This is a genomic window from Kitasatospora sp. NPDC034023 (genome assembly GCF_055575795.1).
In genome coordinates, this window is record NZ_JBVIRY010000004.1 from 231,440 (window position 1) to 251,830 (window position 20,391).

The following is a 20,391-nucleotide window of genomic DNA, read 5'->3' on the forward strand; positions in this document are numbered from 1 at the left end:
CCGTCGTTCAGTCCAGCACCGGCAGCAGCTCCGGCAGGTGCCCGTCCGAGGCCAGTGCCGCGGCCTGCCGCTCGGCCGGCACCTCGCCGTAGGTGGTGGTGCGCTGGCGGTGCGGACGGCCCGCCGCCTCGGCGATCGCCTGGAGGTCGCGCACGGACTTGTAGCTCCCGTACGCCGAGCCGGCCATCCGCGAGATGGTCTCCTCCATCAGCGTGCCGCCCAGGTCGTTGGCGCCGGAGCGGAGCATCTCGGCCGCGCCCTCGGCGCCCAGCTTGACCCAGCTGGTCTGGATGTTGGGGATGTGCGGGTGCAGCAGCAGCCGGGCCATCGCGACCACCGCGCGGTTGTCCCGGGCGGTCGGGCCGGGCCGGGCGATGCCGGCCAGGTAGACCGGGGCGTTGGTGTGGATGAACGGCAGGGTCACGAACTCGGTGAAGCCGCCGGTGCCGTCGGACGCGAGCGAGCGCTGCTGGATGTCGGCGAGCAGCCGCAGGTGGCCGAGCCAGTGCTTCGGGGTGTCCACGTGCCCGTACATCATCGTGGACGAGGAGCGGATGCCCAGCTCGTGCGCGGTGGTGACCACCTCGACCCAGGTCGCGGCGGGCAGCTTGCCCTTGGTGAGCACCCAGCGGACCTCGTCGTCCAGGATCTCGGCGGCCGTGCCCGGGATGGTGTCCAGGCCGGACTCCTTGGCCCGCTGCAGCCAGTCCCGGATCGACAGGCCGGTGCGGGTCGCGCCGTTGACCACCTCCATCGGCGAGAAGGCGTGCACGTGGATGCCGGGCACCCGCTCCTTCACCGCGCGGGCGATGTCGAAGTAGGCGGTGCCGGGCAGGTCCGGGTGGATGCCGCCCTGCATGCAGACCTCGGTGGCGCCCACGTCCCAGGCCTGCGCGGCCCGGTCGGCGACCTGCTCCAGCGAGAGGGTGTAGGCGTCGGCGTCGGTGCGGCGCTGGGCGAAGGCGCAGAAGCGGCAGCCGGTGTAGCAGACGTTGGTGAAGTTGATGTTCCGGGTGACGCAGTAGGTGACGTCGTCCCCGACGGCGTCGCGGCGCACGTCGTCGGCGATCCGGCAGAGCGCGTCCAGGGCCGGGCCGTCCGCGTGGAAGAGGGCCAGCGCCTGGTCGTCGGTCAGCTTCACCGGGTCGTCGGCCGCCACCGCCAGGGCCTCCCGCAGGTCCCCGGCGAGGCGCTCGGGCGCGCCCTTCGCGAGCACCTGCTCGCGCAGCACCTCCCAGTCGCCGTACACGTCCTCGAAGTCGGCCCGGCGGTCGCCGGTGCGGCCCTCGGTGTCGATGGTGGCGTGCAGGTCGGTCCGCCCGTACGACTCCGGCAGGTCCTCGGGCTCCTGCCAGGGCAGGCCGCGGACCACCGCGTCCGGGTTCGCCAGGCCGGTCCGCGGGTCGGCCAGGGCGCGGACGTGCGGCAGCACCCGCGGGTCCAGCCAGGGCTCGCCGCCGCGCACGTAGTCGGGGTAGACGGCGAGGCGCTCGCGCAGCTCGAAGCCGGCCGCCGCCGAGCGCTCGGCCAGGCGATCGATCTGCGGCCAGGGGCGCTCGGGGTTCACGTGGTCCGGGGTGAGCGGGGAGACCCCGCCCCAGTCGTCGATGCCGGCCTCGATCAGCCGCTCGTACTCGCCGTCGACCAGGTTCGGCGGGGCCTGGAGGCAGGCGGCCGGGCCCAGCAGGTGCCGGGCCACCGCCACGGTGGCGACCAGCTCGTCCAGTTCGGCGTCCGGCATGCCGCGCATCGCCGTGTCCGGCTTGGCGCGGAAGTTCTGCAGGATCAGCTCCTGGATGCCGTGGTAGGCGCGGGAGACCTTGCGCAGCGCGAACAGCGAGTCGGCGCGCTCCTCGTACGTCTCGCCGATGCCGATCAGCAGGCCGCTGGTGAACGGGACGGAGCTGCGCCCGGCGTCCTCCAGCACCCGCAGGCGCACGGCGGGCTCCTTGTCCGGGGAGCCGAAGTGCGGGCCGCCGGGCTCGCTCCACAGCCGGGTGGCGGTGGTCTCCAGCATCATGCCCATCGAGGCGGAGACCGGCTTGAGCCGCTGGAAGTCCGTCCAGCTCAGCACCCCGGGGTTGAGGTGCGGCAGCAGGCCGGTCTCCTCCAGGATGCGGATCGACATCGCCCGCACGTACGCGATGGTGTCGTCGTAGCCGTGCGCGTCCAGCCACTCGCGGGCCTCGGGCCAGCGGTCCTCGGGCTTGTCGCCGAGCGTGATCAGGGCTTCCTTGCAGCCGAGTTCGGCCCCGCGCCGGGCCACGTCCAGCACCTCGTCGGGGGACATGAACATCCCGTGACCGGCCCGGCGCAGCTTGCCGGGGACGGTGACGAAGGTGCAGTAGTGGCACTTGTCGCGGCACAGCCGGGTGAGCGGGATGAAGACGCTCTTGGAGTAGGTGATGACGCCGGGTCGGCCGGCCGCTTCGAGGCCCGCGTCGCGTACCCGGGCGGCGCTCGCGCAGAGGTCGCGCAGGTCCTCGCCTCTGGCCTGGAGCAGCACGGCGGCCTCGGTCACGTCGAGGGCGACGCCGTCCCGGGCGCGGCGCAGGGCGCGGCGCATCGCGTTCGCGGTCGGCGGGGTGCTTGCGTCCGTGGCGGTTCCGTCCATGTCGCGACCCTACGCCAGGGGTGGTACCCCGGGATGAGTAACCCTGAGGCCGTCTCAGGGTCGGCATACCCACGAAGGCCAACCCGATCTGGCCCTGCAGGGCGATGCCGGCGGCGGCGTGGCGGCCTCTAATGGAGGGGCAAGGTCAATCGAACGTGTTCGCAGAGGAGTTGAGTACGCCATGACCAATGAGACGGCGGCGGGGGACGAGCTGGACGGCGGCGTGCCGTACCGCTCGCGGCGGCGCGTGCTGGTGCGTGCCGGGGTGCCGGTGGCGGTGGCCGCGGTGATCGCCGCGGGGGTCGGGCTGGTGCCCGCGCTGGCCGCCGACTCCCCGCCCGACCTGCCGACGCTGACGGCGGAGCAGGTGGTCGCCAAGGCGCTCGGTTCCGAGACGCAGTCCCTGTCCGGGACGGTCTCGGTCACCACCGACCTCGGCCTGCCCAGCCAGCTGCTGGGCGCGGCCGGCGGCCTCGGCGCGGCGGCGTCCGGGCACGGCGGGGACGGGGCGGGCGCGTCGGCCGACCCGCAGGCCAAGCTGCTCGGCCTGCTCGGCGGCGACCGGACGCTGCGGGTCGCGGTGGACGGCCCGACCCACCAGCGGGTGGACATGATGGAGAGCATGGCCGGCTACACCGTGGTCCGCAACGGCGACCAGTCCTGGGCCTGGGACAGCTCGACCAACAGCGCGGTGCACCTGACCGGCCGGGCCGGCGACAGGCACCCCGAGGCCCCGCTGTCCCAGCTGCCGGCCACCCCGCAGGACGCCGCCCGGCAGTTCCTGACCGCGAGCGCCGGCACCACCTCGGTCACCGTCGCCGGGACGGCCAACGTGGCCGGGCAGAAGGCCTACCAGCTGAGCGTGAAGCCGACCCAGAGCGGCTCGACCGTCGCCGAGGTCCGGATCGCGGTGGCCGCCGACAATGGCGTGCCGCTCGCGGTGGCGGTGAAGTCCACCGACGGCACCACCGTCCTGGACGTCCACTTCACCGACGTCTCCTTCGCCAAGCCGGCCGCCAAGACCTTCGACTTCACCGTGCCCAAGGGCGCCAAGGTGACGGAGAAGAAGGCGGACGAGGCGGCGGCCGAGGGCAAGGCCGCGGCGGGCTCCGACGCCAAGGCGCACGAGGGCGTGAACGTGATCGGCGAGGGCTGGACGGCCGTGCTCACCGGGCAGCTGCCCAGCGGGCCGGGCGCGACGCCGAAGGGTGACGGGCAGGTCGCCGGAAAGGGCGCCGCAAAGGGCGACGGCAAGCACGGCGGCGGGCGCGGTTCGGTGAACCCGCAGGGGCTGATGAAGTCGCTCGGCAAGCAGGTCGACGGCGGCACCCTGATCGGCACCAAGGTGGTCAACGTCCTGCTCACCGACGACGGCCGGGTCTTCGCCGGCGCGGTGACCCTGCCGGTCCTGCAGCACGCCGCCGGGGTGAACTGACGGATGACCAAGACTCCCGTAACGGGGGACGTTACGGAGTCGGCCGGGGGTCCGGGCGCCGAGCCGCGCCCGGCCCCCGATCCCGTTCCGCCCGCCTCCGCATTCGCATCCGCATCCGCATCCGCATCCCCCGCTGTTTCCGCCACCGACGATGTCATCAGAACCCGCGGCCTGACCAAGCGCTTCCGGGGCGGCCAGCTCGCCGTGGACGGCCTGGACCTGGCCGTGCCGCGCGGCTCCGTCTTCGGCTTCCTGGGCCCCAACGGCTCCGGCAAGACCACCACCATCCGGATGCTGATGGGCCTGATCGCCCCCACCTCGGGGGTGGCCAGCGTCCTCGGCGAGTCGATGCCGCAGTCCGTCGCCTCCGTGCTGCCCCGGGTGGGCGCGCTGATCGAGGGCCCCGCGCTGTACGGCTTCCTCTCCGGGCGGGACAACCTGATCCGGTTCGACGCCGCCGACCCGACCGCCGACCCCCGCACCCGGCCGCAGCGGGTCGACGCGGCGCTGGAGCGGGTCGGCCTGAGCGCGGCGGCGGGCAAGAAGGCCCGCGCGTACTCGCTCGGCATGAAGCAGCGCCTCGGCCTGGCCTCCGCGCTGCTGCAGCCGCGCGAGCTGCTGGTGCTGGACGAGCCGACCAACGGGCTGGACCCGCAGGGCATGCGGGAGATCCGGGCGCTGGTCCGGGAGGTCGCGGCGGAGGGCACCACGGTGTTCCTCTCCTCGCACCTGTTGGACGAGATCGAGCAGGTCTGCACGCACGCGGCGGTGATGTCCCGGGGCCGGCTGGTGGTGCAGGGCACCGTCGCCGAACTGGCCGCCCGTGCGCAGGGCCGGCTGGTGGTCCGCACCCCGGACGTGGCGCAGGCCGCCGAGGTGCTGGCCACCCACCAGGTCACCGGCCTGGTGCCCGGCGAGGGCCGGGTGGACGGCGAGTTGGGCGAGCGGGACGACGAGGCGCTGCCCAAGCTGTGCGCGGCGCTGGTCGAGGCCGGGGTGCGGGTGCACGGCTTCGGGCTGGAGCGGGGCACGTTGGAGGACGCCTTCGTGGCGCTGACCGGGGAGGGCTTCGATGTCGCGGGCTGATTCGACGGCGCCGGCCGAGGCAACGGTGCGGACCGGGGCAGCGGTGGTCAACGGCCGGCGGCCGCAGACGGCGGGCGGGTTCCTGGCGCTGTTCCGCAACGAGCTGCACCTGACCTTCCGCCGGCTGCGGACCAAGGTGCTGCTGGCGATCCTGGCGGTGCTGCCGGTCCTGATCGGGGTGGTCGTCAAGCTCAACACGGACAGTCCGCACGAGGGCGGCGGCGGTCCGAACTTCATCGCGCAGACCACCCAGAACGGGCTGTTCCTGGTCTTCACCGCGCTGGCGGTCGCGCTGCCGGTCTTCCTACCGATGACGGTCGGGGTGGTCGCCGGGGACTCGGTGGCGGGCGAGGCGGCCACCGGGACGCTGCGCTACCTGCTGGTCGCCCCGACCGGGCGGACCAGGCTGCTGGCCGCCAAGTTCACCGCCGCGCTGGTGTTCTGCCTGGCCGCGACGGCGGCGGTCGCGGCGGCGGCCCTGGCCACCGGCGCCGCGCTCTTCCCGCTCGGCGAGGTCACGCTGATCTCCGGGGACACCATCGGCTTCGCCGACGCGCTGCTGCGCGCGGTGCTGGTGGCCGGCGTGGTCGCCGCCTCGCTGGCCGGGCTGGTGGCGATCGGGCTGTTCGTCTCCACGCTCACCGGCAGCGGCATCGCGGCGATGGCCGCCACCGTCGGACTGGTGATCACCGTCCAGATCCTGGACGCCTTCCCGCAGCTGGACGCGATCCGGCCGTTCCTGTTCACCCACTACTGGCTGAACTTCGCGGACCTGCTGCGGGCGCCGATGTACTGGGACGGCGTGCTGAAGGACCTCGGGCTGCAGGCCGCCTACGTCGCCGTGTTCGGCGCGGCGGCCTGGTCGCGCTTCAGCAGCCGGGACATCAGCGCCTGACGGCTCACCGCGGGTGAGGCTTGCGGCGGGTGAGGCTGCGGCGGGTGAGGGCGTTCAGGGCGTGACGGTCGCCTTGGCCATCTCCGCCGGTGCGGGCCGCAGGACCGCCGCGGCCCGCGCCGCGCGGTCGGCCCGCACCTGGCGCAGCGCGTCCCAGGTGAGCAGTGCGAGCGCGGCCCAGACCAGGGCGAAGCCGGCCCAGCGGGCGGGCGGCATCGACTCGTGGAAGACGGCGACGCCGATCAGGAACTGGAACACCGGCGCCAGGTACTGCAGCAGCCCGAGCACGGTCAGCGGCACCCGTACGGCGGCCGCGCCGAAGAACAGCAGCGGGATGGCGGTGATCACACCGCTGAGCATCAGCAGCCCGGAGTGCCCCCAGCCGTACGAGCCGGCCACCGTGTGTCCGAAGGTGCCGCGCCCGCTGATCTGCAGGTAGATCAGGTAGCCCAGGGCGAACGGGAACATGAAGGCGCTCTCCGCCGCGAGGCTCTCCAGCCCGCTCAGCCCGACCTTCTTCTTCAGCAGGCCGTAGGTGGCGAAGGAGAACGCGAGGGTCAGCGCGATCCACGGCAGCTGCCCGTACGCGACGCTCAGCACCGCGACGGCGAGCGCGCCGACGCCCACCGCCGTCCACTGCGCGACGCGCAGCCGCTCCTTGAGCACCAGGACGCCGAAGGCGATGGTGACCAGGGGGTTGATGAAGTAGCCGAGGCTGGTCTCGACGACGTGTCCGGCGTTGACGCCCCAGATGTAGACGCCCCAGTTGATCGAGATCACGGTGGCCGCGCCGGCCAGCATGGCGACCCGGCGGGGCTGGCGCAGCAGCGGGCGTATCCAGCTCCAGTGCCGCTGGACGACGAGCAGCAGGACCACCGCGACCAGGGACCAGACCATCCGGTTGGCCAGGATGTCGTCGGCGGCGCCCGGCTCCAGCAGCGGCCAGAACAGTGGGAAGAGCCCCCAGATGCCGTAGGCCGCGAAGCCGTACCAGAGGCCTCGGCCGTTGTCCTGCTGGTCTGTCTGTGGCATGGCCGAGTGCCCTCCCGCGCGCGTGTGGTCCTGGTGACGGTAGCGGGCGGAAGGGCAGAATGTCATCTCCGTTTCCGGATTTTGGTCATGACATTGTTTGCATGCTGGACGATTTCGGCGTTTCGGGTGGTCAGCCCGTCAGGCGCCGAGCGCCGCACGGACGGAATCGGCCATCGGGACGGTCGGGCGGCCGATCAGGCGGGCCAGGTCGCCCGGGGTGCCGGCCAGCTCGCCCCGGGCGATGCCGGCGTCCACGTCGACCAGGACCTCGGCGAAGCCCTCCGGCAGGCCCGCGCCGACCAGGGCCGCCAGGTGCTCGGCCGGGGCGACGTCCCGGTGCCCGACCGGCTTGCCGGAGGCCTTCGCCAGCTCGGCGGCCAGCTCGGGCAGGCTCCAGGCGGCGTCGCCGCTCAGCTCGTACACCGCGTTCTCGTGGCCGTCGCCCTCGCCGGTCAGGACCGCGACCGCCGCGTCCGCGTAGTCCCGGCGCGGGGCGGTGGCGATCCGGCCCTCGCCGGCGCTGCCGAGCACCACGCCCCGGGCCACCGTGCCGGCCGCGTCACCCAGGTAGTTCTCCGTGTACCAGCCGTTGCGCAGGAACGCGTACGGCAGGCCGGAGGCGAGGATCAGCTCCTCCGTCGCCCTGTGCTCGTCGGCCAGCCGGAAGGTGGCCACGCCCGGCGCGCTGGTGTAGGCGAGCAGCGCGACCCCGGCGGCCTTGGCGGCCTCCACGACGGCCCGGTGCTGCGGGATCCGGCGGCCGACCTCACTGCCCGAGATCAGCAGCACCCGGTCACCGGCGGCGAAGGCGCCGGCCAGGGTCTCCGGCTTGTCGTAGTCGACCACGCGGACGGCCACACCGCGCGCGGCCAGGTCGGCGGCCTTCTCGGCGGAGCGGACGGCGACCGCCACCTCGCTCGCGGGGACCGCAGCCAGCAGGCCCTCGACGACGAGACGGCCGAGCTGGCCGGTGGCACCGGTGACGACGTACATGGTGGCTCCTCAGGGGGTATTGGTGGGGTTCTGGCCTCGGAACTCACCTTAGGGACAGCACTAACCTTTCGAAAGTACGCACTTCAAAGTAGGGTACTGACATGAAGGTAAGTGAGCAGTTGAGGGAGCTCCCCCCGCCCGACGTGTTCGACCGGATGTGCCCGTCCCGGGGCGTGCTGGAGCACGTCACCAGCCGCTGGGGCGTCCTCGTCCTCGGCGCGCTGCACCAGCGCGGCTACCGGTTCAGCGAGCTGCGCCGTCAGGTCTCGGGAGTCAGCGAGAAGATGCTCGCCCAGACCCTGCAGACGCTGGAGCGGGACGGCTTCGTCCTGCGCGAGGCACACCCGGTGATCCCGCCGCGCGTCGACTACAGCCTCACCCCGCTCGGGCGGGAGGCGGCGGAGCTGGTCGCGGCGCTGGCCCACTGGTCGGAGCGGCGGGTGCCGGCCGTGGTCACGGCCCGCGAGGAGTACGACGCGCGGGCCACCGCCGGGTGAGCGCGTCACGGGGCCTACCGTCGGGTGAACGTGTGACGGGGCCTACCGCTGGGTGACGAGGGCTGCCAAACCGTCCAGGACGCGGGCCAGGCCGAAGGCGTAGGCGTGGTCCGGGCTGTACGCGCCGCCGTGCGCCTCGCCGGCGGCGGCACCGACCCGGGCCGCCACCGGGTAGCGCTCGGGGTCGAAGACCCTCGCGAGCAGCTCGGCGTTGGCGGCCCACCACTGCTCGTCGGTCATCGCACTGTCCTGCCGGGCGGCGCGCTCGTCGGCGGCCATCCGGGCACAGGTCTGGACGAAGCCGAGCAGGTGGGTCAGCGCGGCGTCCAGCTCGACGTCAGGCAGACCGGTGCCCTCGAAGGCGCGCAGCTCGTACTCGTACTTGGCCATCAGGCCGGGCCCGAGCGGCGGACGGCTGGTGGAGACGGCGGCGACCCAGGGGTGGGCGCGGTGCAGCGCGCGGTTGTCGTCCGCGACGGCGGTGACCCGGGCGCGCCAGCCGTCGTCGGCGGGGGTGCTGCGGGGCATCGTCGCGTAGACGGTGTCCAGCATCAGGTCGAGCAGCTCGGCCTTGCCGGGCACGTAGGTGTAGAGCGCCATCGGGGAGAGCCCGAGCTCCTGGGCGATCCGTCGCATGGTGACGGCGTCCACGCCCTCGGCGTCGGCCAGGGCGATCGCGGCGGCGGCGATCTCACCGGTCGAGCGCGCCTGCCGGGGCCCGCGCCGACCGGGCTTCTCCTCGGCGGTGAGCCCCCAGAGCAGGGCGAGGGTGCGCGCCGGGTCTCCTGCGCTGCTGCGGTCGGTGGCCATGAGGGCCATCGTTTCACGCATCGCTCAACGCATTGCTGCACGCATTGCTCAACGCATCGCTCCGTGCATCGCTTCGCGCATCGACGGGCGTCCTTCGCGGTGCCGGCCGTTACCGTCTCTCCATGACCAGCCCTGAGCCGCTCCCCGGTACGGACACCGCGCAGACCCTTCGCACCCGGGTGACCTGCCGCCGCTGCCACCGGCCGCTGCACGACCCGGAGTCGCGGATGCTGCGGCTGGGGCCGGAGTGCCGCGACCCGGCGGAGCGGGTCGCGCGGTTCGACGTCGACCAGGACCCGCTGCCCGGGGTGGGTTAGCCCCGGCCGAAGAGGCGGCGCAGGCGGCCGGGGTTGGGCGCGTGTTCGGGTTCGGGCTCGGGTCGGGCCACGGGGGTGGGCTCGGGCTTCGGCTCGGGCTCGGGCGCCGACTCGAGGTCCGGCGCGGGGTTCGGCACGGGGTCCGGGGCGTCGGCGGCGTCCTCGGCACGGATGGCCGCCCGCGCGAGGTCGCGGTCGGCGGGCGACACCCAGGGGGCGGCGAGCACCAGGCGGCACACCGAGCGCAGGATCGTCACCACGCGCACCCGCCGGGCGTCGACGCAGTAGTGCAGCCGCCGTCGGAGTTGCGCGGCGATGTCGGCGCGGGCCTCCGGGTGCGTCCAGCCGATCGCGACCAGCGCGAAGCCGGCCGCCTCGGCGACCCAGTCCTCCGGCCCGAGCAGCAGGTCGAGCAGCACCCGGCGGCGGTCCGACTCCGGCCACGGCTGGTCGGCGCGGTGGTGGGCGATGCCGAGGCAGGCGAAGGCCTGGACGGCGCGCACCCACAGCTCGGGCTGGTGGGCGAGCAGGGCCCGGCCGAGTTCGTCCTCGCGCGGCAGCGGCGGGTGGGCGAGGACGCCGAGCAGGTCGTCGAGTGACAGCCCGGCGAGGCGGACGGCCTCGTCGTAGGCGGCGGGAACGCTCGGCCAGACGATCCCGGCGATGGCCCGGACGAGTTCGGCGCTCTCCGGCGCGGGCGGGTCGACGGCGGGCCGGGGGTCGGTGCCCTCCCAGGCCCAGATCCGGGTGGTGGTGGCGGTCGCGGTCAGCGGCCGCCGGAGGTCGGGCTCGTCGACGGACTGGTAGACGACGGTGCAGTGCGGCAGCGCGAGGTGGAGGGCCAGCTGCGAGCTGGGCGGTTCGAGGGTGGAGACCTCGCAGTCGATCGCGGTGTCGCGGTCGGTGTCGCGCGCCGCGAGGACCTGGTGCAGCAGGTTGATGGTGGCCTCGGACGTGCCGGGGACCATGCCGAGCCAGGGCTCCCGGTGGCTCAGCCGGGCCAGGAGGTCCTGGGCGTACTCGTGGTCGGGGTGGGCGCGGTGGTGGTCGGCCAGGCCGAGCAGGTGCACCGGGTCGCCGTCCAGGGCGTGGCGCAGCCCGTACCGGGCCGGGGCCGCCTTGGTGTGGTCGGGCTCGGTGGCGAGCACCCGGTCCAGCCAGGGCAGGCCCTCGGCGGGGCGGCCGAGGGTGCCGTACAGCTCGGCGACGTCGACGGCGAGGTAGCTGCTGGAGTTGTCCCGGTCCGGTGCGACCCGCTCCAGCTCGGCCTCCCAGACGGCGAGCGCCCGCTCCGGGCGGCCGTCGGCGCGCAGGGCGTTGCCGAGCATCACGGCGGGCAGGTAGCCGGGGGCCGCGCGGTGGGCCCGCGCGGCGAGGTCGACGGCGTGGGCGGTGGCGCCGAGGCGGCGGGTCAGGCCGGAGGCCATCGCCAGCAGCAGCGCGTGGTCGTCGTGGCGGGCCAGCACGGCCTGTACGAAGGCGTCGAAGGGCCGGACGGCTTCGGCCAGTTCGGTGGGGAGCGGGTCGGGCAGCGCGCCGGCCGCACGGGCCACCGCCTGGGCGACGGTGTCCGGGTCGACCAGGCCGGGCAGGTCCTCGCGGGCCAGCCAGGCGGTGTGCGCCCAGGGGCGGGCCGGCTCGTACTGGATGGCGGAGGCGAGCAGGCCGACGGCGGTGTCCCAGTCCCCGGCGGCGGCCTCCACGTGGGCCCGGCAGGCGACCGTGCCGAGGTACACCTCGCCGTCCAGCGGGAACAGCTCGCGCGCGGCCGCCGGGCCGCCGGCTGCGGCGCACAGCTCGGCCAGCGCCTCGTGCAGTTCGGGCAGCTGCGGGTCGGCGAGGATGGCGTCGGAGAGGTGGTCGGCGGCGTGCGTGAGGTCGCCGGAGTCGATCGCCAGCCGGGCGACCGCGACCTCCCCCTCGGCTGCCAGTCGCTCGTCACTCTCGTCCTCGGTGTGACCGCCCATGCCCTGCCCCCCGGTTGCCTCGTCGCGCTCCGGACGAGGCTATCCGGTGCCCCGGGCCGGCGGGTCGATCGCATCGACCTCGAGAAGAAGTTCGTCGGCGTCCTGAAGACCGACGCCGGCAGCGGCAACATCTCCTGCTGACCTGCCACTTGGCGACAGCCCTGCAGGCAGAGGGCCCCGAACAGTGGCTCCTGTCTCGATGTCAGTGGCGTCTGCTTCAGTAGCGACAGGAGTATGACGACGAGAGGACGGCTGCGATGGGCGTGCTGACCGACTACTTCCGGGCCCCCGACGCGGCGACGGTCGTACGGGCACTGGAGCGCACGGGCGGCGGGCGGCCCGACTTCGACGACGGGTCCGGTGCCGGGTTCGGTGCCGGATTCGACGGGGTCGAGGCGAAGCGGATCGACCCGGATGTCGTGCTCGGCCAACTCGTCGCTGCCATCCGGCGGGAGCAGTGGCATCCCGACGCGGTGCCGGAGACGCCGGTCTGGCCGACCACGCCGTCGCCCGGCCCGAGCGGGCCCGACGGCGAGGACGACCCGTGGGCGAGCGGCCCGTGGGTGACCGAGCTGGGCAACGCCGCCCGGGACACGCTCGCCGGGGTGCCCGACGAGCGGGTACCGGAGGTCGTCGCGCAGTGGGCGCTGGCGGAGGAGTGGGACGGCGCCGATCCGTCCGATCTCCACCCCCTGGCCGAGGAGTTGATAGGCCTCGCCCGCCGGGCGCGCGCGGCGGGCGAGCAGCTGTACTGCTGGATCTGCCTGTAGCGGCCGCCTACCGTTCGCCGCAGGCGTGCCTGACTGGCCCCCTCCGAGCCCCGACGCGGAACGGCGCGTCTTCGCAGGTCACAGAGCTGACCGCCGGCATCTCCCCGCCGGGCCGGCGCTACGATCACCCCGGCTCATGGGGTCCTCGGGTGGTCGGGGGCGAGCTTCTCGAACGGGGATCCAGGGATGGAATCCGACACGCCAGGCATCGTCGATGAGGCCGGCAACGCCGACGCCGACAACGCGGACAACGCGGATGAGGCCGGCAGCACGGACAACGCCGAGAATGGCAACAGCACCGAGACGGGCAACGACCGGACCGGCCTCAAGCTGGCGGGCGTGGTCGTGCTGGTCGCCGGTGTCATGGCCGGCCTGTGGGGGCTGGGGTTCCTCGACACCCCGCCGAAGCCGGAGGACAAGCCGGTCGAGTGCGTCGCCCCCAGGCCCACGGATCCGCCGGGGTACCCGGCGCTGTGCGCCGCGATCAACCGCCGCGACCTCCCGGCCCTGCTGGGCACGCCCGAGGACCGCATCACCACCGCGCACCCGGCGCCCCTCGCCCTCGGGAAGGACCCCATGGTGGAGGTGCGCCTCCTGCACACCGCCCTGGCCATCACGGACAGCTCGACCACGGTCGAGGACATGATCGGCATGCCGCAGTTCCTCGCCAAGCCGGCCGCCGTGCTCGGCCACCCCGCCGTGACCTACTCGTCCAACGCACTGGTCCTCGTGCCCGGCGGGAAGACCGGCCCCGTCACGCGGAGCCTCGTCGTCGCGCAGGACCCCAAGGCCCCCGGCGGCCGCGCCTTCGAGCTCAGCATCTTCCGCGAGGACGGCCAGGCCCCCGACGACGCGACCCTGAACCGGGTCGCCGAAACGGTGATGCCCACCCTCCCGGGCTGGGTCGCCGCCCCGTAGTCCTGCGGCACAGGTCCGAGCCTGAATATTTCAGCACGAGAAATATTCAGGCTCGGGAGTTGCGTTCCCCCTGGTAGTCGCTGCAGCCCTGCGCGACGGGACCTCTGTGGAAGGAGAGCAGCGCCGTGCGCGTCGAGATCTGGAGTGACATCAACTGCCCGTGGTGCTACATCGGCAAGGCGCGGTTCGAGCAGGCGCTGGAGCGGTTCGAGCACCGCGAGGAGATCGAGGTCGTCCACCGCTCCTTCGAGCTGGACCCGCGCGCGCCGCACGAGGCCCGTCCGGTCGTGCCGCTGCTCGCCGCCAAGTACGGGATGAGCCTGGAACAGGCCGAGGCGGCCGAGGCCCGGATCGCCGAGAACGCGCGCGCCGAGGGGCTGCCGTACCTGAGCGAGGGGCGCGACGCGGCGAACTCCTTCGACATGCACCGCCTGCTGCACTTCGCCAAGGAGCACGGCCGACAGGCTCAGCTGCTGGACGCCCTCTACCGGGCGAACTTCGCCGAGGAGCGCTCGGCGTTCGAGGAGGAGCGGCTGGTCGAGCTGGCCGTCGAGGCGGGGCTGGACGCTGGGGCGGCGGCCGCCGTGCTGGCCGATCCGGAGGCGTACGCGAAGGCGGTTCGCGAGGACGAGACGACGGCGAGCGCGATGGGGGCGACGGGCGTGCCGTTCTTCGTCCTGGACCGGCGGCTGGGCGTCTCGGGCGCGCAGCCTGCGGAAACGTTCACCCGCGCCCTGGAGCAGGCCTGGGAGAGCCGGGTCACCGTGCCACTGATGCCGCTCCCCTCGAAGGGGTGAGGTGCGAGTGAGCAGGAAGTCAGACGGGCCGACTTCCTGCTCACTCGGCGTTCCAGTCGTGGGCGTAGGAGATGTGCAGACTGCCCGGAACGCCCCTGGCCGCACGGCCAGGGCCCCAGCCCCCGTGGGTGAGCGTGAGGCAGTGGTGCCCATCGGGCCGCCAACCGCGCGCCTCCCGACTGAGCGCGTGGAGCCTGGAGCCCGTCCAGCGGAAGGCGGTCGGGCTGCCGGTGACCACCAGCGTGTGGGCGGCACCGGCGAAGCGGAGTTCGTCGCGCCAGCCCGCGAAGTGGTGGCGGTCGTAGTCGATGGCCTCCTCGGGCGGGAAATCGCCGGCCGGGAGGTCGACGGTGTGCGGGACCCCGGCGCCCAGGCGGGCGCGGACCTCCTTCCAGCGGGACGGCGGGAAGCCGAGGCTGTGGTGGACGAGCAGGAGGTCCAATCGGTCCTCGGACGGGACGGGCCACAGGTCGCCCGGCCCGGTGTTGGCCCGCAGCGGCAGGTGGATCAGCGAGCGCCGGGAGCGGGCGGCCAGGGCCCAGAGGGTGGCGAGGTCCTCGGCCCCCTGCCGGTCGAGGTGCAGTTCCGTGGACCAGGCGTACGGGTCGGCGTAGAGGAAAGCGCCGGTGGCCTGCCGCTCCGGGGTGATCACCCGGTACTCGTCCCGGCCGAGGCGGACCCGGTGGATCTTCGTTCTCAGTTTCACGGGCTTGTCGTACCGGAGGGCGGGGTGGGCCGTCCTGCGGTGATCCGGTCGGCGTGGAGCAGGAAGTCGGCCGGTCCGACTTCCTGTGCAAGGGGGGTTGCAAGGGGGGTGGGGCGGTCGAGGGACACGAGGAACTCCGGCCGCAGCCGCCAGGGGCTGCCGTCCTCGGTCCGGACGTAGTAGACGAACCCGACACGGCCGCCGTCGCGGTCGTCGGCCTCGATGACGCATTCGTGGACCACACCCCGGGTGCCCACGATCTCCGCGCCCAGATGGCCGAGTTCGGCGCGGGGCGGGTCCGGAGTGGTCAGTTCGACCCGCTCGCCGCAGGCGAACGTGGCTTCGTCGGGCCAGGGATTCGTCACACCGGAAGGCTACGGGGCGGGTTTCAGTCGTAGAAGAACTGGCGGAGGTCCTCGACCGAGCCCGGGCCGGTGACGAAGGCCTCGAACCCGACGACCGCGCGGAGCGGCGGCGGCCCGTCGACGGGGAGCCGCCGCAGCCAGACCTCGCCCTGCTCACCCACCGCGTAGACAGCGGACAGCAGTTCGGCCATCCCCGCCGGTCGCGGCGGGGTCACTCCGACGACCGGCACGAGTTCCCAGCCGCCCGCCCGGGCGGCGAGCCGGAGCGCGCCCGCCCAGCACGCGATGCGGCCGAGCCGGATGTGCCAGGAGTCCGCGTCGGACGGGTACGGGTGTCCGACGGTCGCGGCGGCGAGATCGTCCATCACCCGCCGTTCGACGGCGGTACGGACCCAACGGCCCTCCTGGGCGTCCTCGATGGCGGCGTCCCACCACTCCCAGGCGCCGTGCAGGCGGGTCGCGAACTCGTCCATCCGGCCAGGCTACGGGCCTACGGGCCGCGCGGGTTGAGGCGGGTCGCGAGCCAGGGGGAGTTACGGCCGGCCGCCTCGCGGTAGGCGATGCGCTGCACGGCGAAGAGCAGCCGGTAGAGGTTGAGGGCGGCGTCGGAGTCGTCGGCGGCGAAGCCCAGGTTGAAGACGAACGATTCGAGGTCGGGCCAGTCGAAGTCGTCGGGCACGGGCGGGGTGACGAGATCGGTGGCGAGCGCGTTGAACGCGGCGGCGACGGCGTACTGCGTCGCGGCGAGGGCGTTCGCGAGCGGGTCGGGCATGTCAGGGCTCCTCTTCGTCGGTCCTTGCAACGTTGAGTGCGGTGATGACGCCCAGGGCGACGGTGGCCATCGCCAGGGCGAGGAGGGTGAGGAGAGCGGCGGCGATCAGGAACCGCACGAGCGCTCGCGGTTGCGGTCGCGGTCGGCGTCGAGGAGGAGGGTCAGGAGGTTGAGGAGGGTGGAGGCCGGGGCGGTGTTGAAGCAGACCAGGACCCGGCCGTCGAGATTGCGGTCGATCGTGGCGGAGGGGAAGACCAGGCCGAACTTCTTCCCACGCTCGTGGAGTTCGGCGAGGAGCGTGCGGACGTGGGCGTCGGTGTAGGCCCGGATCCGGGGATCGGCGGGCTGCATCGGTCGACGGTTCACGCGGCGGCCTCCAGTTCGAACCAGACGACCTTGCCCAGCTTCCGGGGGTCGGCGCCGAACCGGTGGGTGAGAGCGCGGACGAGGAACAGACCGCGACCGGAGAGGGCGAGCGGGTCGGCGGGGACACAGGGCTCGCCGGGGAGAACGGGGCTGTCGTCGCAGACCGAGACCCGGAGGCAGCGGCTGGAGAGGACGAGGGTGACGAGGGGAGCCGGGCTGCCGGCATGCCACCAGGCGTTCACGAAGAGCTCGTGAAGGGCGAGTTCGGCATCGCCGATGAGGGAGGGCGACCACCCGGCGGTGGTGAGGAGGTCAGAGAGCTCGGCCCGAGCGGTGGACCAGTCGGGAGGATTGCAGGCACGCATGAGAGACCCCAGGGGAGAGGAGGGGAATCGACGAAGGCGACGCTTCACCGTGTGATCGATGCAACACTGACGGTAGGGGACGGGATGCCATCTGTGCAATCGAACTAGCAACCATGCATCAGATCGCGGTGGCAAACCGCTCGCCCCATGCGAAACACTGCACCGACAAGGAGGGACCGCCAGTGGCATACAAGGGGCCGATCAGCCAACGGCAACGGCGCTTCGGCGAGGAGCTGCAACGCCTGCGCGCTGCAGCAGGGTTGTCTGCACCGGAAGCCGGCGCGCTTGTGGGGATGAAGGGTCCGGCGGTGAGCCACACCGAGGCCGGTCGGATCACCCTCAACCCCGAACGCCTCGAGATCTGGCTCGACGCGTACGGCTGCGGCGACCCGGTCTTCCGCGCGAAGCTCGCCGATCTGGGGCGGAGCAACGGGAAAGGCTGGTGGAGCGACTTCGCGGACCGCGTTCCAACCCTGCTGCATGATCTGGCAGAGGCAGAGCATGGAGCAGCCCAGCTCGACAACTTCGAGACGTTCTATATTCCGGGGCTTCTCCAGGTACCCGCCTACGTCGAGGCGATCTACGAAGATGCGGACCAGCATCGCAAGTTGGATGTCGAAGCCGAAACCGCGTTCCGGAAGCAACGGCAGCACATTCTCACAGACTTGCCACGCCGCGAGTTCCGATTCGTCATCCATGAGACAGCGTTGCGCATGCGATTCCCCGGCGATACCGCCATGAGGGAACAGCTTGTGCACCTGCTGGAGATTTCAGAGCTACCGAACGTCAGCATTCAGGTCTTGCCCTTCACCGCCGTGAAGAAGCCGCCCTACACCAGCCAGTTCGTGCTGGTGGACCCTGGATCGCCAGAGCTCTCCACAGTCATCGTGGATCACCCAAGCCACACCGAGTATCTTGGCGACCAGCATTCGATCGAGACCTACCGAAGGACCTTCAACCAGCTGAGCGAGCTGGCCTTGCCGCCTGTCGACCAGTCCTCGACCACGCTTTCCTCGCGCGACTCGTGGGGACTCATTCGACATCTTCTCTACTTGTTGCAAGCTTGAAAGGCATCCGATGTCCGAACTCCGTTGGCAAAAGTCATCGTTCAGCGGCTCGAACGAGGGCGGTAGCTGCGTTGAACTCGCAGCCGGCGCCGACGACCTTCGCCACCTCCGCGAGTCGGACGACCCTTCCGTCATCATCTCCACCTCGACCGCCACGCTCCGCGCCCTCATCCTCGGAGCCAAGGCCGGCGAGTTCGACCACCTCACCTGAGTCCAACCGCCCTTGAGAGGCCCGAGATGACCGACCTCGACTGGCAGAAGTCGTCATACAGCGGCGGAGATACCGGCAGCAACTGCATTGAGCTGGCCGCTGGCGCCGACGAACTTCGCCACCTCCGCGAGTCCGACGACCCTTCCGTCATCATCTCCACCTCGACCGCCACGCTCCGCGCCCTCATCCTCGGAGCCAAGGCCGGCGAGTTCGACCACCTCATCTGACCCGCACTCCCCCCCGCCCGCTCGCCGCTTCGGCGGGCGGGCGGGGCGCTCCAACGATCTGTTTATCGTTTGTCTACCGCCATCGCCCATGATCGTCTCCACGGGGCGCCCGACGCGATCGCGGGCGCCGACGCTGGAGAGAGGTAGTACGGGGCATGAAGGCGACGAAGACGTTGCGGCGCGCAGCAATCGGCATGGCGGCCGGGGTGATGGCGCTGGTCGGGACGATGGTGTCGGCAGGAACCGCGCAGGCCGCCACCGGGTACGGCCCGTCGATTTCCGAGCCTGGGATCCTCTACCAGGCCGACTATCTCAGCAACGGCGACACCCGGCTGATCATGCAGGGCGACGGCAACCTCGTCCTGTACCGGGGCTACCCGTCGGCCCCGTACCCGGTGTGGTCCGCTCCGGGGTCCTTGGGCTGCGGCCAGAAGACGATCATGCAGGGCGACGGGAACGTCGTCGTCTACGGCGCCAACAACCGGGTCTGCTGGGCCAGCAACACGTTCAAGGACAACCCGAACGAGCTCGCCACCCTGGGGGTCGCCGACAGGGGCGGGCTCGTGGTCACCTTCGTCCAGCCCCCTCTGTCAGGCATCATCACGGCCACGCTCCGCAGCTCCGACCCGTACTAGGCCGCCCTCAGCCGCGCTCGGTGTACCACCTGACCAGGTCGGCGACCGACCACCGCGGTCGGGCCGCGAGCCGTTCCGCGGCCGCCCTCAGCAGGACCGGCAGGTTTCCGCAGAGGGCGGCCAGCTCGGCGACCGCGTCCGCCTCCTGCCGGATCCGCTCGGTGCCGGCGATCCGGGCCAGCAGCTCGTAGGCGTCGTGCGGCTCCAGCGGTCCCACCGCCAGCCGTACGACGTCGTTCCCGGGCAGTGCGCCCGGTTCCGCGCCTGCCACGACCGCCGCGCAGCCCGGCACTTCGGGCAGCAGCGGCGCGGGGTCGGGCACCCCGTCGAGCAGCACCAGCACCCGGCGTCCGGCGAGCGCCCCGCGGTAGCGCGCGGTCAGTTCGTCGAGGCCGGACGAGGAGCCGGGCCGTTCGCCCAATGCGCGCAGGAACCCGGCGAGCACCACGTCCGCCTCGCCGCCGCTCGCGTACAGCTGCCCGTCCGGGAAGGCGTCCTGGACGACGTGCGCGATGTGCACCGCCAGGGCCGACGCCCCGCTGCCCGCGGGGCCCGCCAGCCCGAGCACCGGTGCCCCGCCTGCCCGCAGCGCCTGCTCTCCCGCCCGGACCAGCGCCGCCCGGCCGACCAGGTCCGGGATGTCCGAGGGCAGTTGGCACGGGCGTGGCAGCCGTCGCAGCAGCACGGGGGCCTCCCCGCGCCGGATCTTCTCGGCCAGTTCCACGACGGCCGGGGCCGGTTCGAGTCCCAGTTCCCGGTCCAGCCGTTCCCGCAGGGCCTCGTACCCGGCCAGTGCCTCGGCCGTCCGGCCGCAGCGGTGCAGCGCCAGCAGGTGCAGCCGGTGCACCTCCTCGTCCTGCGGGTGGGCGGCCGCGAGTTCGGCCAGCGACTCCACCGCGCCGGCGTGCCGCCCGAGTGCCAGGTCCAGGTCGAGCAGGGCCTTCACGGCCGCGAAGCGACCGGCCGCCAGCCGTTCCCGGGTCCGTTCGGCGAAGGCGCCCGGCGCGCCGTCCAGCGCGCGGTCGCCTTCCCACGACCCGAGGGCCGCCACCAGCAACTCCCTCGCCCGGACCGGGTCCTGGTGACGCAGCGCGACGGCTTCGGCCACCGCACCCTCGTAGCGGAAGAGGTCCACGGCCTCGCGGGGCACCGCCAGCCGGTAGCCGCCGGCCGCCGCGACGAGCAGCCCGGACTCGCCGAGGGCACGGCGCAGCCGGTGCACATGGGTGCCGATCTGCCCGGCCGGATCCTTCGGCCAGCGGGTGTCGTCCTCCCCCCACAGGCCTTCGACCAGCCGCTCCGTCGGAACCAGCTGCCCCGGGGCGAGCAGCAGCGCGGCGAGCACGGCCCGCTGCTGCGGTCGGCCGAGGTCGATCTCACGGCCGTCGCACCGGGCGCGCAGCGGCCCCAGCACGTGGAATTCGAGCCGCACAGCCCACCTCTCGAATCCCAGAATCCGGTGCACAATCTGTGACAGAGCATAGGCCGCCAGGGATGGGGGCGCCGCTGTCCGGACGGAAGTGGCGAAATCCCGGCGCGGAACGAC

General features: G+C 72.8%; 25 protein-coding genes. 13 read left to right on the forward strand and 12 right to left on the reverse strand.

Annotated features, from left to right (window positions below):
• Positions 1 to 7: 7 nt before the first annotated feature.
• Complete coding sequence (locus ACZ52R_RS08125) at positions 8 to 2,614, reverse strand: bifunctional FO biosynthesis protein CofGH (RefSeq protein ID WP_465753138.1); 2,607 nt, start codon at positions 2,612 to 2,614, stop codon at positions 8 to 10.
• A gap of 181 nt (positions 2,615 to 2,795) precedes the next feature.
• On the opposite strand from ACZ52R_RS08125, the gene ACZ52R_RS08130 reads away from it, so the two are divergent.
• From ACZ52R_RS08130 to ACZ52R_RS08140, 3 genes are read left to right on the forward strand one after another with little or no spacing between them, the layout of a single operon-like run.
• Positions 2,796 to 4,049, forward strand: coding sequence for a LolA family protein (locus ACZ52R_RS08130; protein WP_465616617.1), 1,254 nt, complete (start codon positions 2,796 to 2,798; stop codon positions 4,047 to 4,049).
• Between the two features lie 3 nt (positions 4,050 to 4,052).
• Positions 4,053 to 5,135: an ABC transporter ATP-binding protein gene (locus ACZ52R_RS08135; protein WP_465753140.1), complete on the forward strand. Its 1,083-nt coding sequence runs from the start codon at positions 4,053 to 4,055 to the stop codon at positions 5,133 to 5,135.
• Positions 5,122 to 6,030, forward strand: coding sequence for an ABC transporter permease (locus ACZ52R_RS08140; protein ID WP_465753142.1), 909 nt, complete (start codon positions 5,122 to 5,124; stop codon positions 6,028 to 6,030). Before ACZ52R_RS08135 ends, ACZ52R_RS08140 begins: the two co-directional genes overlap by 14 nt.
• A 54-nt stretch (positions 6,031 to 6,084) precedes the next feature.
• On the opposite strand, the gene rarD is transcribed toward ACZ52R_RS08140, so the two are convergent.
• Positions 6,085 to 7,062, reverse strand: a complete 978-nt coding sequence (gene rarD / locus ACZ52R_RS08145) for an EamA family transporter RarD (protein WP_465616611.1) — start codon at positions 7,060 to 7,062, stop codon at positions 6,085 to 6,087.
• Between the two features lie 138 nt (positions 7,063 to 7,200).
• A complete protein-coding gene (locus ACZ52R_RS08150; RefSeq protein ID WP_465616609.1) occupies positions 7,201 to 8,055 on the reverse strand; it encodes an SDR family oxidoreductase in 855 nt (284 codons plus the stop codon).
• A 101-nt stretch (positions 8,056 to 8,156) separates the two neighbouring features.
• Here ACZ52R_RS08150 and ACZ52R_RS08155 point away from each other — a divergent pair, with 101 nt between their 5' ends.
• A complete protein-coding gene (locus ACZ52R_RS08155) occupies positions 8,157 to 8,552 on the forward strand; it encodes a winged helix-turn-helix transcriptional regulator (RefSeq protein WP_465616607.1) in 396 nt (131 codons plus the stop codon).
• 42 nt (positions 8,553 to 8,594) lie between these two features.
• Here the strand turns inward: ACZ52R_RS08155 and ACZ52R_RS08160 are convergent, their stop codons facing one another.
• Positions 8,595 to 9,362, reverse strand: a complete 768-nt coding sequence (locus ACZ52R_RS08160) for a TetR/AcrR family transcriptional regulator (protein WP_465616605.1) — start codon at positions 9,360 to 9,362, stop codon at positions 8,595 to 8,597.
• A 122-nt stretch (positions 9,363 to 9,484) separates the two neighbouring features.
• On the opposite strand from ACZ52R_RS08160, the gene ACZ52R_RS08165 reads away from it, so the two are divergent.
• Entirely contained in the window at positions 9,485 to 9,679 is a 195-nt protein-coding gene (locus ACZ52R_RS08165) for a DUF6011 domain-containing protein (RefSeq protein WP_360494385.1), read from the forward strand.
• Here the strand turns inward: ACZ52R_RS08165 and ACZ52R_RS08170 are convergent.
• The gene (locus ACZ52R_RS08170; protein WP_465753144.1) at positions 9,676 to 11,646 is read right to left on the reverse strand and encodes a tetratricopeptide repeat protein; all 1,971 of its coding nucleotides are present in this window, start codon (positions 11,644 to 11,646) and stop codon (positions 9,676 to 9,678) included. The two genes, ACZ52R_RS08165 and ACZ52R_RS08170, sit on opposite strands and share 4 nt — an antisense overlap.
• On the opposite strand from ACZ52R_RS08170, the gene ACZ52R_RS08175 reads away from it, so the two are divergent.
• The 4 genes from ACZ52R_RS08175 (at position 11,635) to ACZ52R_RS08190 (ending at position 14,131) form a co-directional block, all read left to right on the forward strand.
• Positions 11,635 to 11,787 (forward strand): hypothetical protein, encoded by a 153-nt coding sequence (locus ACZ52R_RS08175; RefSeq protein ID WP_465616601.1) that lies wholly within the window; start codon positions 11,635 to 11,637, stop codon positions 11,785 to 11,787. The two genes, ACZ52R_RS08170 and ACZ52R_RS08175, sit on opposite strands and share 12 nt — an antisense overlap.
• Before the next feature lie 116 nt (positions 11,788 to 11,903).
• Positions 11,904 to 12,416, forward strand: coding sequence for a hypothetical protein (locus tag ACZ52R_RS08180; RefSeq protein ID WP_465661361.1), 513 nt, complete (start codon positions 11,904 to 11,906; stop codon positions 12,414 to 12,416).
• Positions 12,417 to 12,602: 186 nt separating this feature from the next.
• Positions 12,603 to 13,334 carry a DUF6215 domain-containing protein gene (locus tag ACZ52R_RS08185; RefSeq protein ID WP_465753146.1) on the forward strand — a complete coding sequence of 244 codons (732 nt, stop codon included), beginning with the start codon at positions 12,603 to 12,605 and terminating at the stop codon, positions 13,332 to 13,334.
• A gap of 125 nt (positions 13,335 to 13,459) precedes the next feature.
• Positions 13,460 to 14,131, forward strand: a complete 672-nt coding sequence (locus ACZ52R_RS08190) for a DsbA family oxidoreductase (protein WP_465753148.1) — start codon at positions 13,460 to 13,462, stop codon at positions 14,129 to 14,131.
• Between the two features lie 40 nt (positions 14,132 to 14,171).
• On the opposite strand, the gene ACZ52R_RS08195 is transcribed toward ACZ52R_RS08190, so the two are convergent.
• The 6 genes from ACZ52R_RS08195 to ACZ52R_RS08220 all read right to left on the reverse strand — a co-directional run bounded on the left by ACZ52R_RS08195 (position 14,172) and on the right by ACZ52R_RS08220 (position 16,705).
• Positions 14,172 to 14,837, reverse strand: a complete 666-nt coding sequence (locus tag ACZ52R_RS08195) for a hypothetical protein (protein ID WP_465661364.1) — start codon at positions 14,835 to 14,837, stop codon at positions 14,172 to 14,174.
• Positions 14,834 to 15,202 carry a hypothetical protein gene (locus tag ACZ52R_RS08200; RefSeq protein WP_465753150.1) on the reverse strand — a complete coding sequence of 123 codons (369 nt, stop codon included), beginning with the start codon at positions 15,200 to 15,202 and terminating at the stop codon, positions 14,834 to 14,836. Before ACZ52R_RS08200 ends, ACZ52R_RS08195 begins: the two co-directional genes overlap by 4 nt.
• A 23-nt stretch (positions 15,203 to 15,225) precedes the next feature.
• Complete coding sequence (locus tag ACZ52R_RS08205) at positions 15,226 to 15,675, reverse strand: hypothetical protein (protein ID WP_465753152.1); 450 nt, start codon at positions 15,673 to 15,675, stop codon at positions 15,226 to 15,228.
• Positions 15,676 to 15,692: 17 nt separating this feature from the next.
• Entirely contained in the window at positions 15,693 to 15,974 is a 282-nt protein-coding gene (locus ACZ52R_RS08210; protein ID WP_465753153.1) for a hypothetical protein, read from the reverse strand.
• A 105-nt stretch (positions 15,975 to 16,079) separates the two neighbouring features.
• The gene (locus tag ACZ52R_RS08215) at positions 16,080 to 16,340 is read right to left on the reverse strand and encodes a hypothetical protein (protein WP_360494414.1); all 261 of its coding nucleotides are present in this window, start codon (positions 16,338 to 16,340) and stop codon (positions 16,080 to 16,082) included.
• A complete protein-coding gene (locus ACZ52R_RS08220; protein ID WP_465753155.1) occupies positions 16,337 to 16,705 on the reverse strand; it encodes an ATP-binding protein in 369 nt (122 codons plus the stop codon). The genes ACZ52R_RS08215 and ACZ52R_RS08220 overlap by 4 nt, the downstream gene beginning before the upstream one ends.
• Positions 16,706 to 16,818: 113 nt before the next feature.
• Here ACZ52R_RS08220 and ACZ52R_RS08225 point away from each other — a divergent pair, with 113 nt between their 5' ends.
• The 4 genes from ACZ52R_RS08225 to ACZ52R_RS08240 all read left to right on the forward strand — a co-directional run bounded on the left by ACZ52R_RS08225 (position 16,819) and on the right by ACZ52R_RS08240 (position 18,845).
• On the forward strand, positions 16,819 to 17,772 hold the full coding sequence (locus ACZ52R_RS08225) for a helix-turn-helix domain-containing protein (RefSeq protein ID WP_465753156.1): 954 nt from the start codon (positions 16,819 to 16,821) through the stop codon (positions 17,770 to 17,772).
• A gap of 10 nt (positions 17,773 to 17,782) precedes the next feature.
• Positions 17,783 to 17,983, forward strand: a complete 201-nt coding sequence (locus ACZ52R_RS08230) for a DUF397 domain-containing protein (RefSeq protein ID WP_465661372.1) — start codon at positions 17,783 to 17,785, stop codon at positions 17,981 to 17,983.
• A gap of 26 nt (positions 17,984 to 18,009) precedes the next feature.
• On the forward strand, positions 18,010 to 18,210 hold the full coding sequence (locus tag ACZ52R_RS08235; RefSeq protein ID WP_465753158.1) for a DUF397 domain-containing protein: 201 nt from the start codon (positions 18,010 to 18,012) through the stop codon (positions 18,208 to 18,210).
• Positions 18,211 to 18,365: 155 nt separating this feature from the next.
• Positions 18,366 to 18,845 carry a hypothetical protein gene (locus ACZ52R_RS08240; RefSeq protein WP_465661376.1) on the forward strand — a complete coding sequence of 160 codons (480 nt, stop codon included), beginning with the start codon at positions 18,366 to 18,368 and terminating at the stop codon, positions 18,843 to 18,845.
• Between the two features lie 7 nt (positions 18,846 to 18,852).
• Here ACZ52R_RS08240 and ACZ52R_RS08245 read toward each other — a convergent pair whose 3' ends face one another.
• Positions 18,853 to 20,277 (reverse strand): AfsR/SARP family transcriptional regulator, encoded by a 1,425-nt coding sequence (locus ACZ52R_RS08245; protein ID WP_465753160.1) that lies wholly within the window; start codon positions 20,275 to 20,277, stop codon positions 18,853 to 18,855.
• Between the last annotated feature and the right edge of the window lie 114 nt (positions 20,278 to 20,391).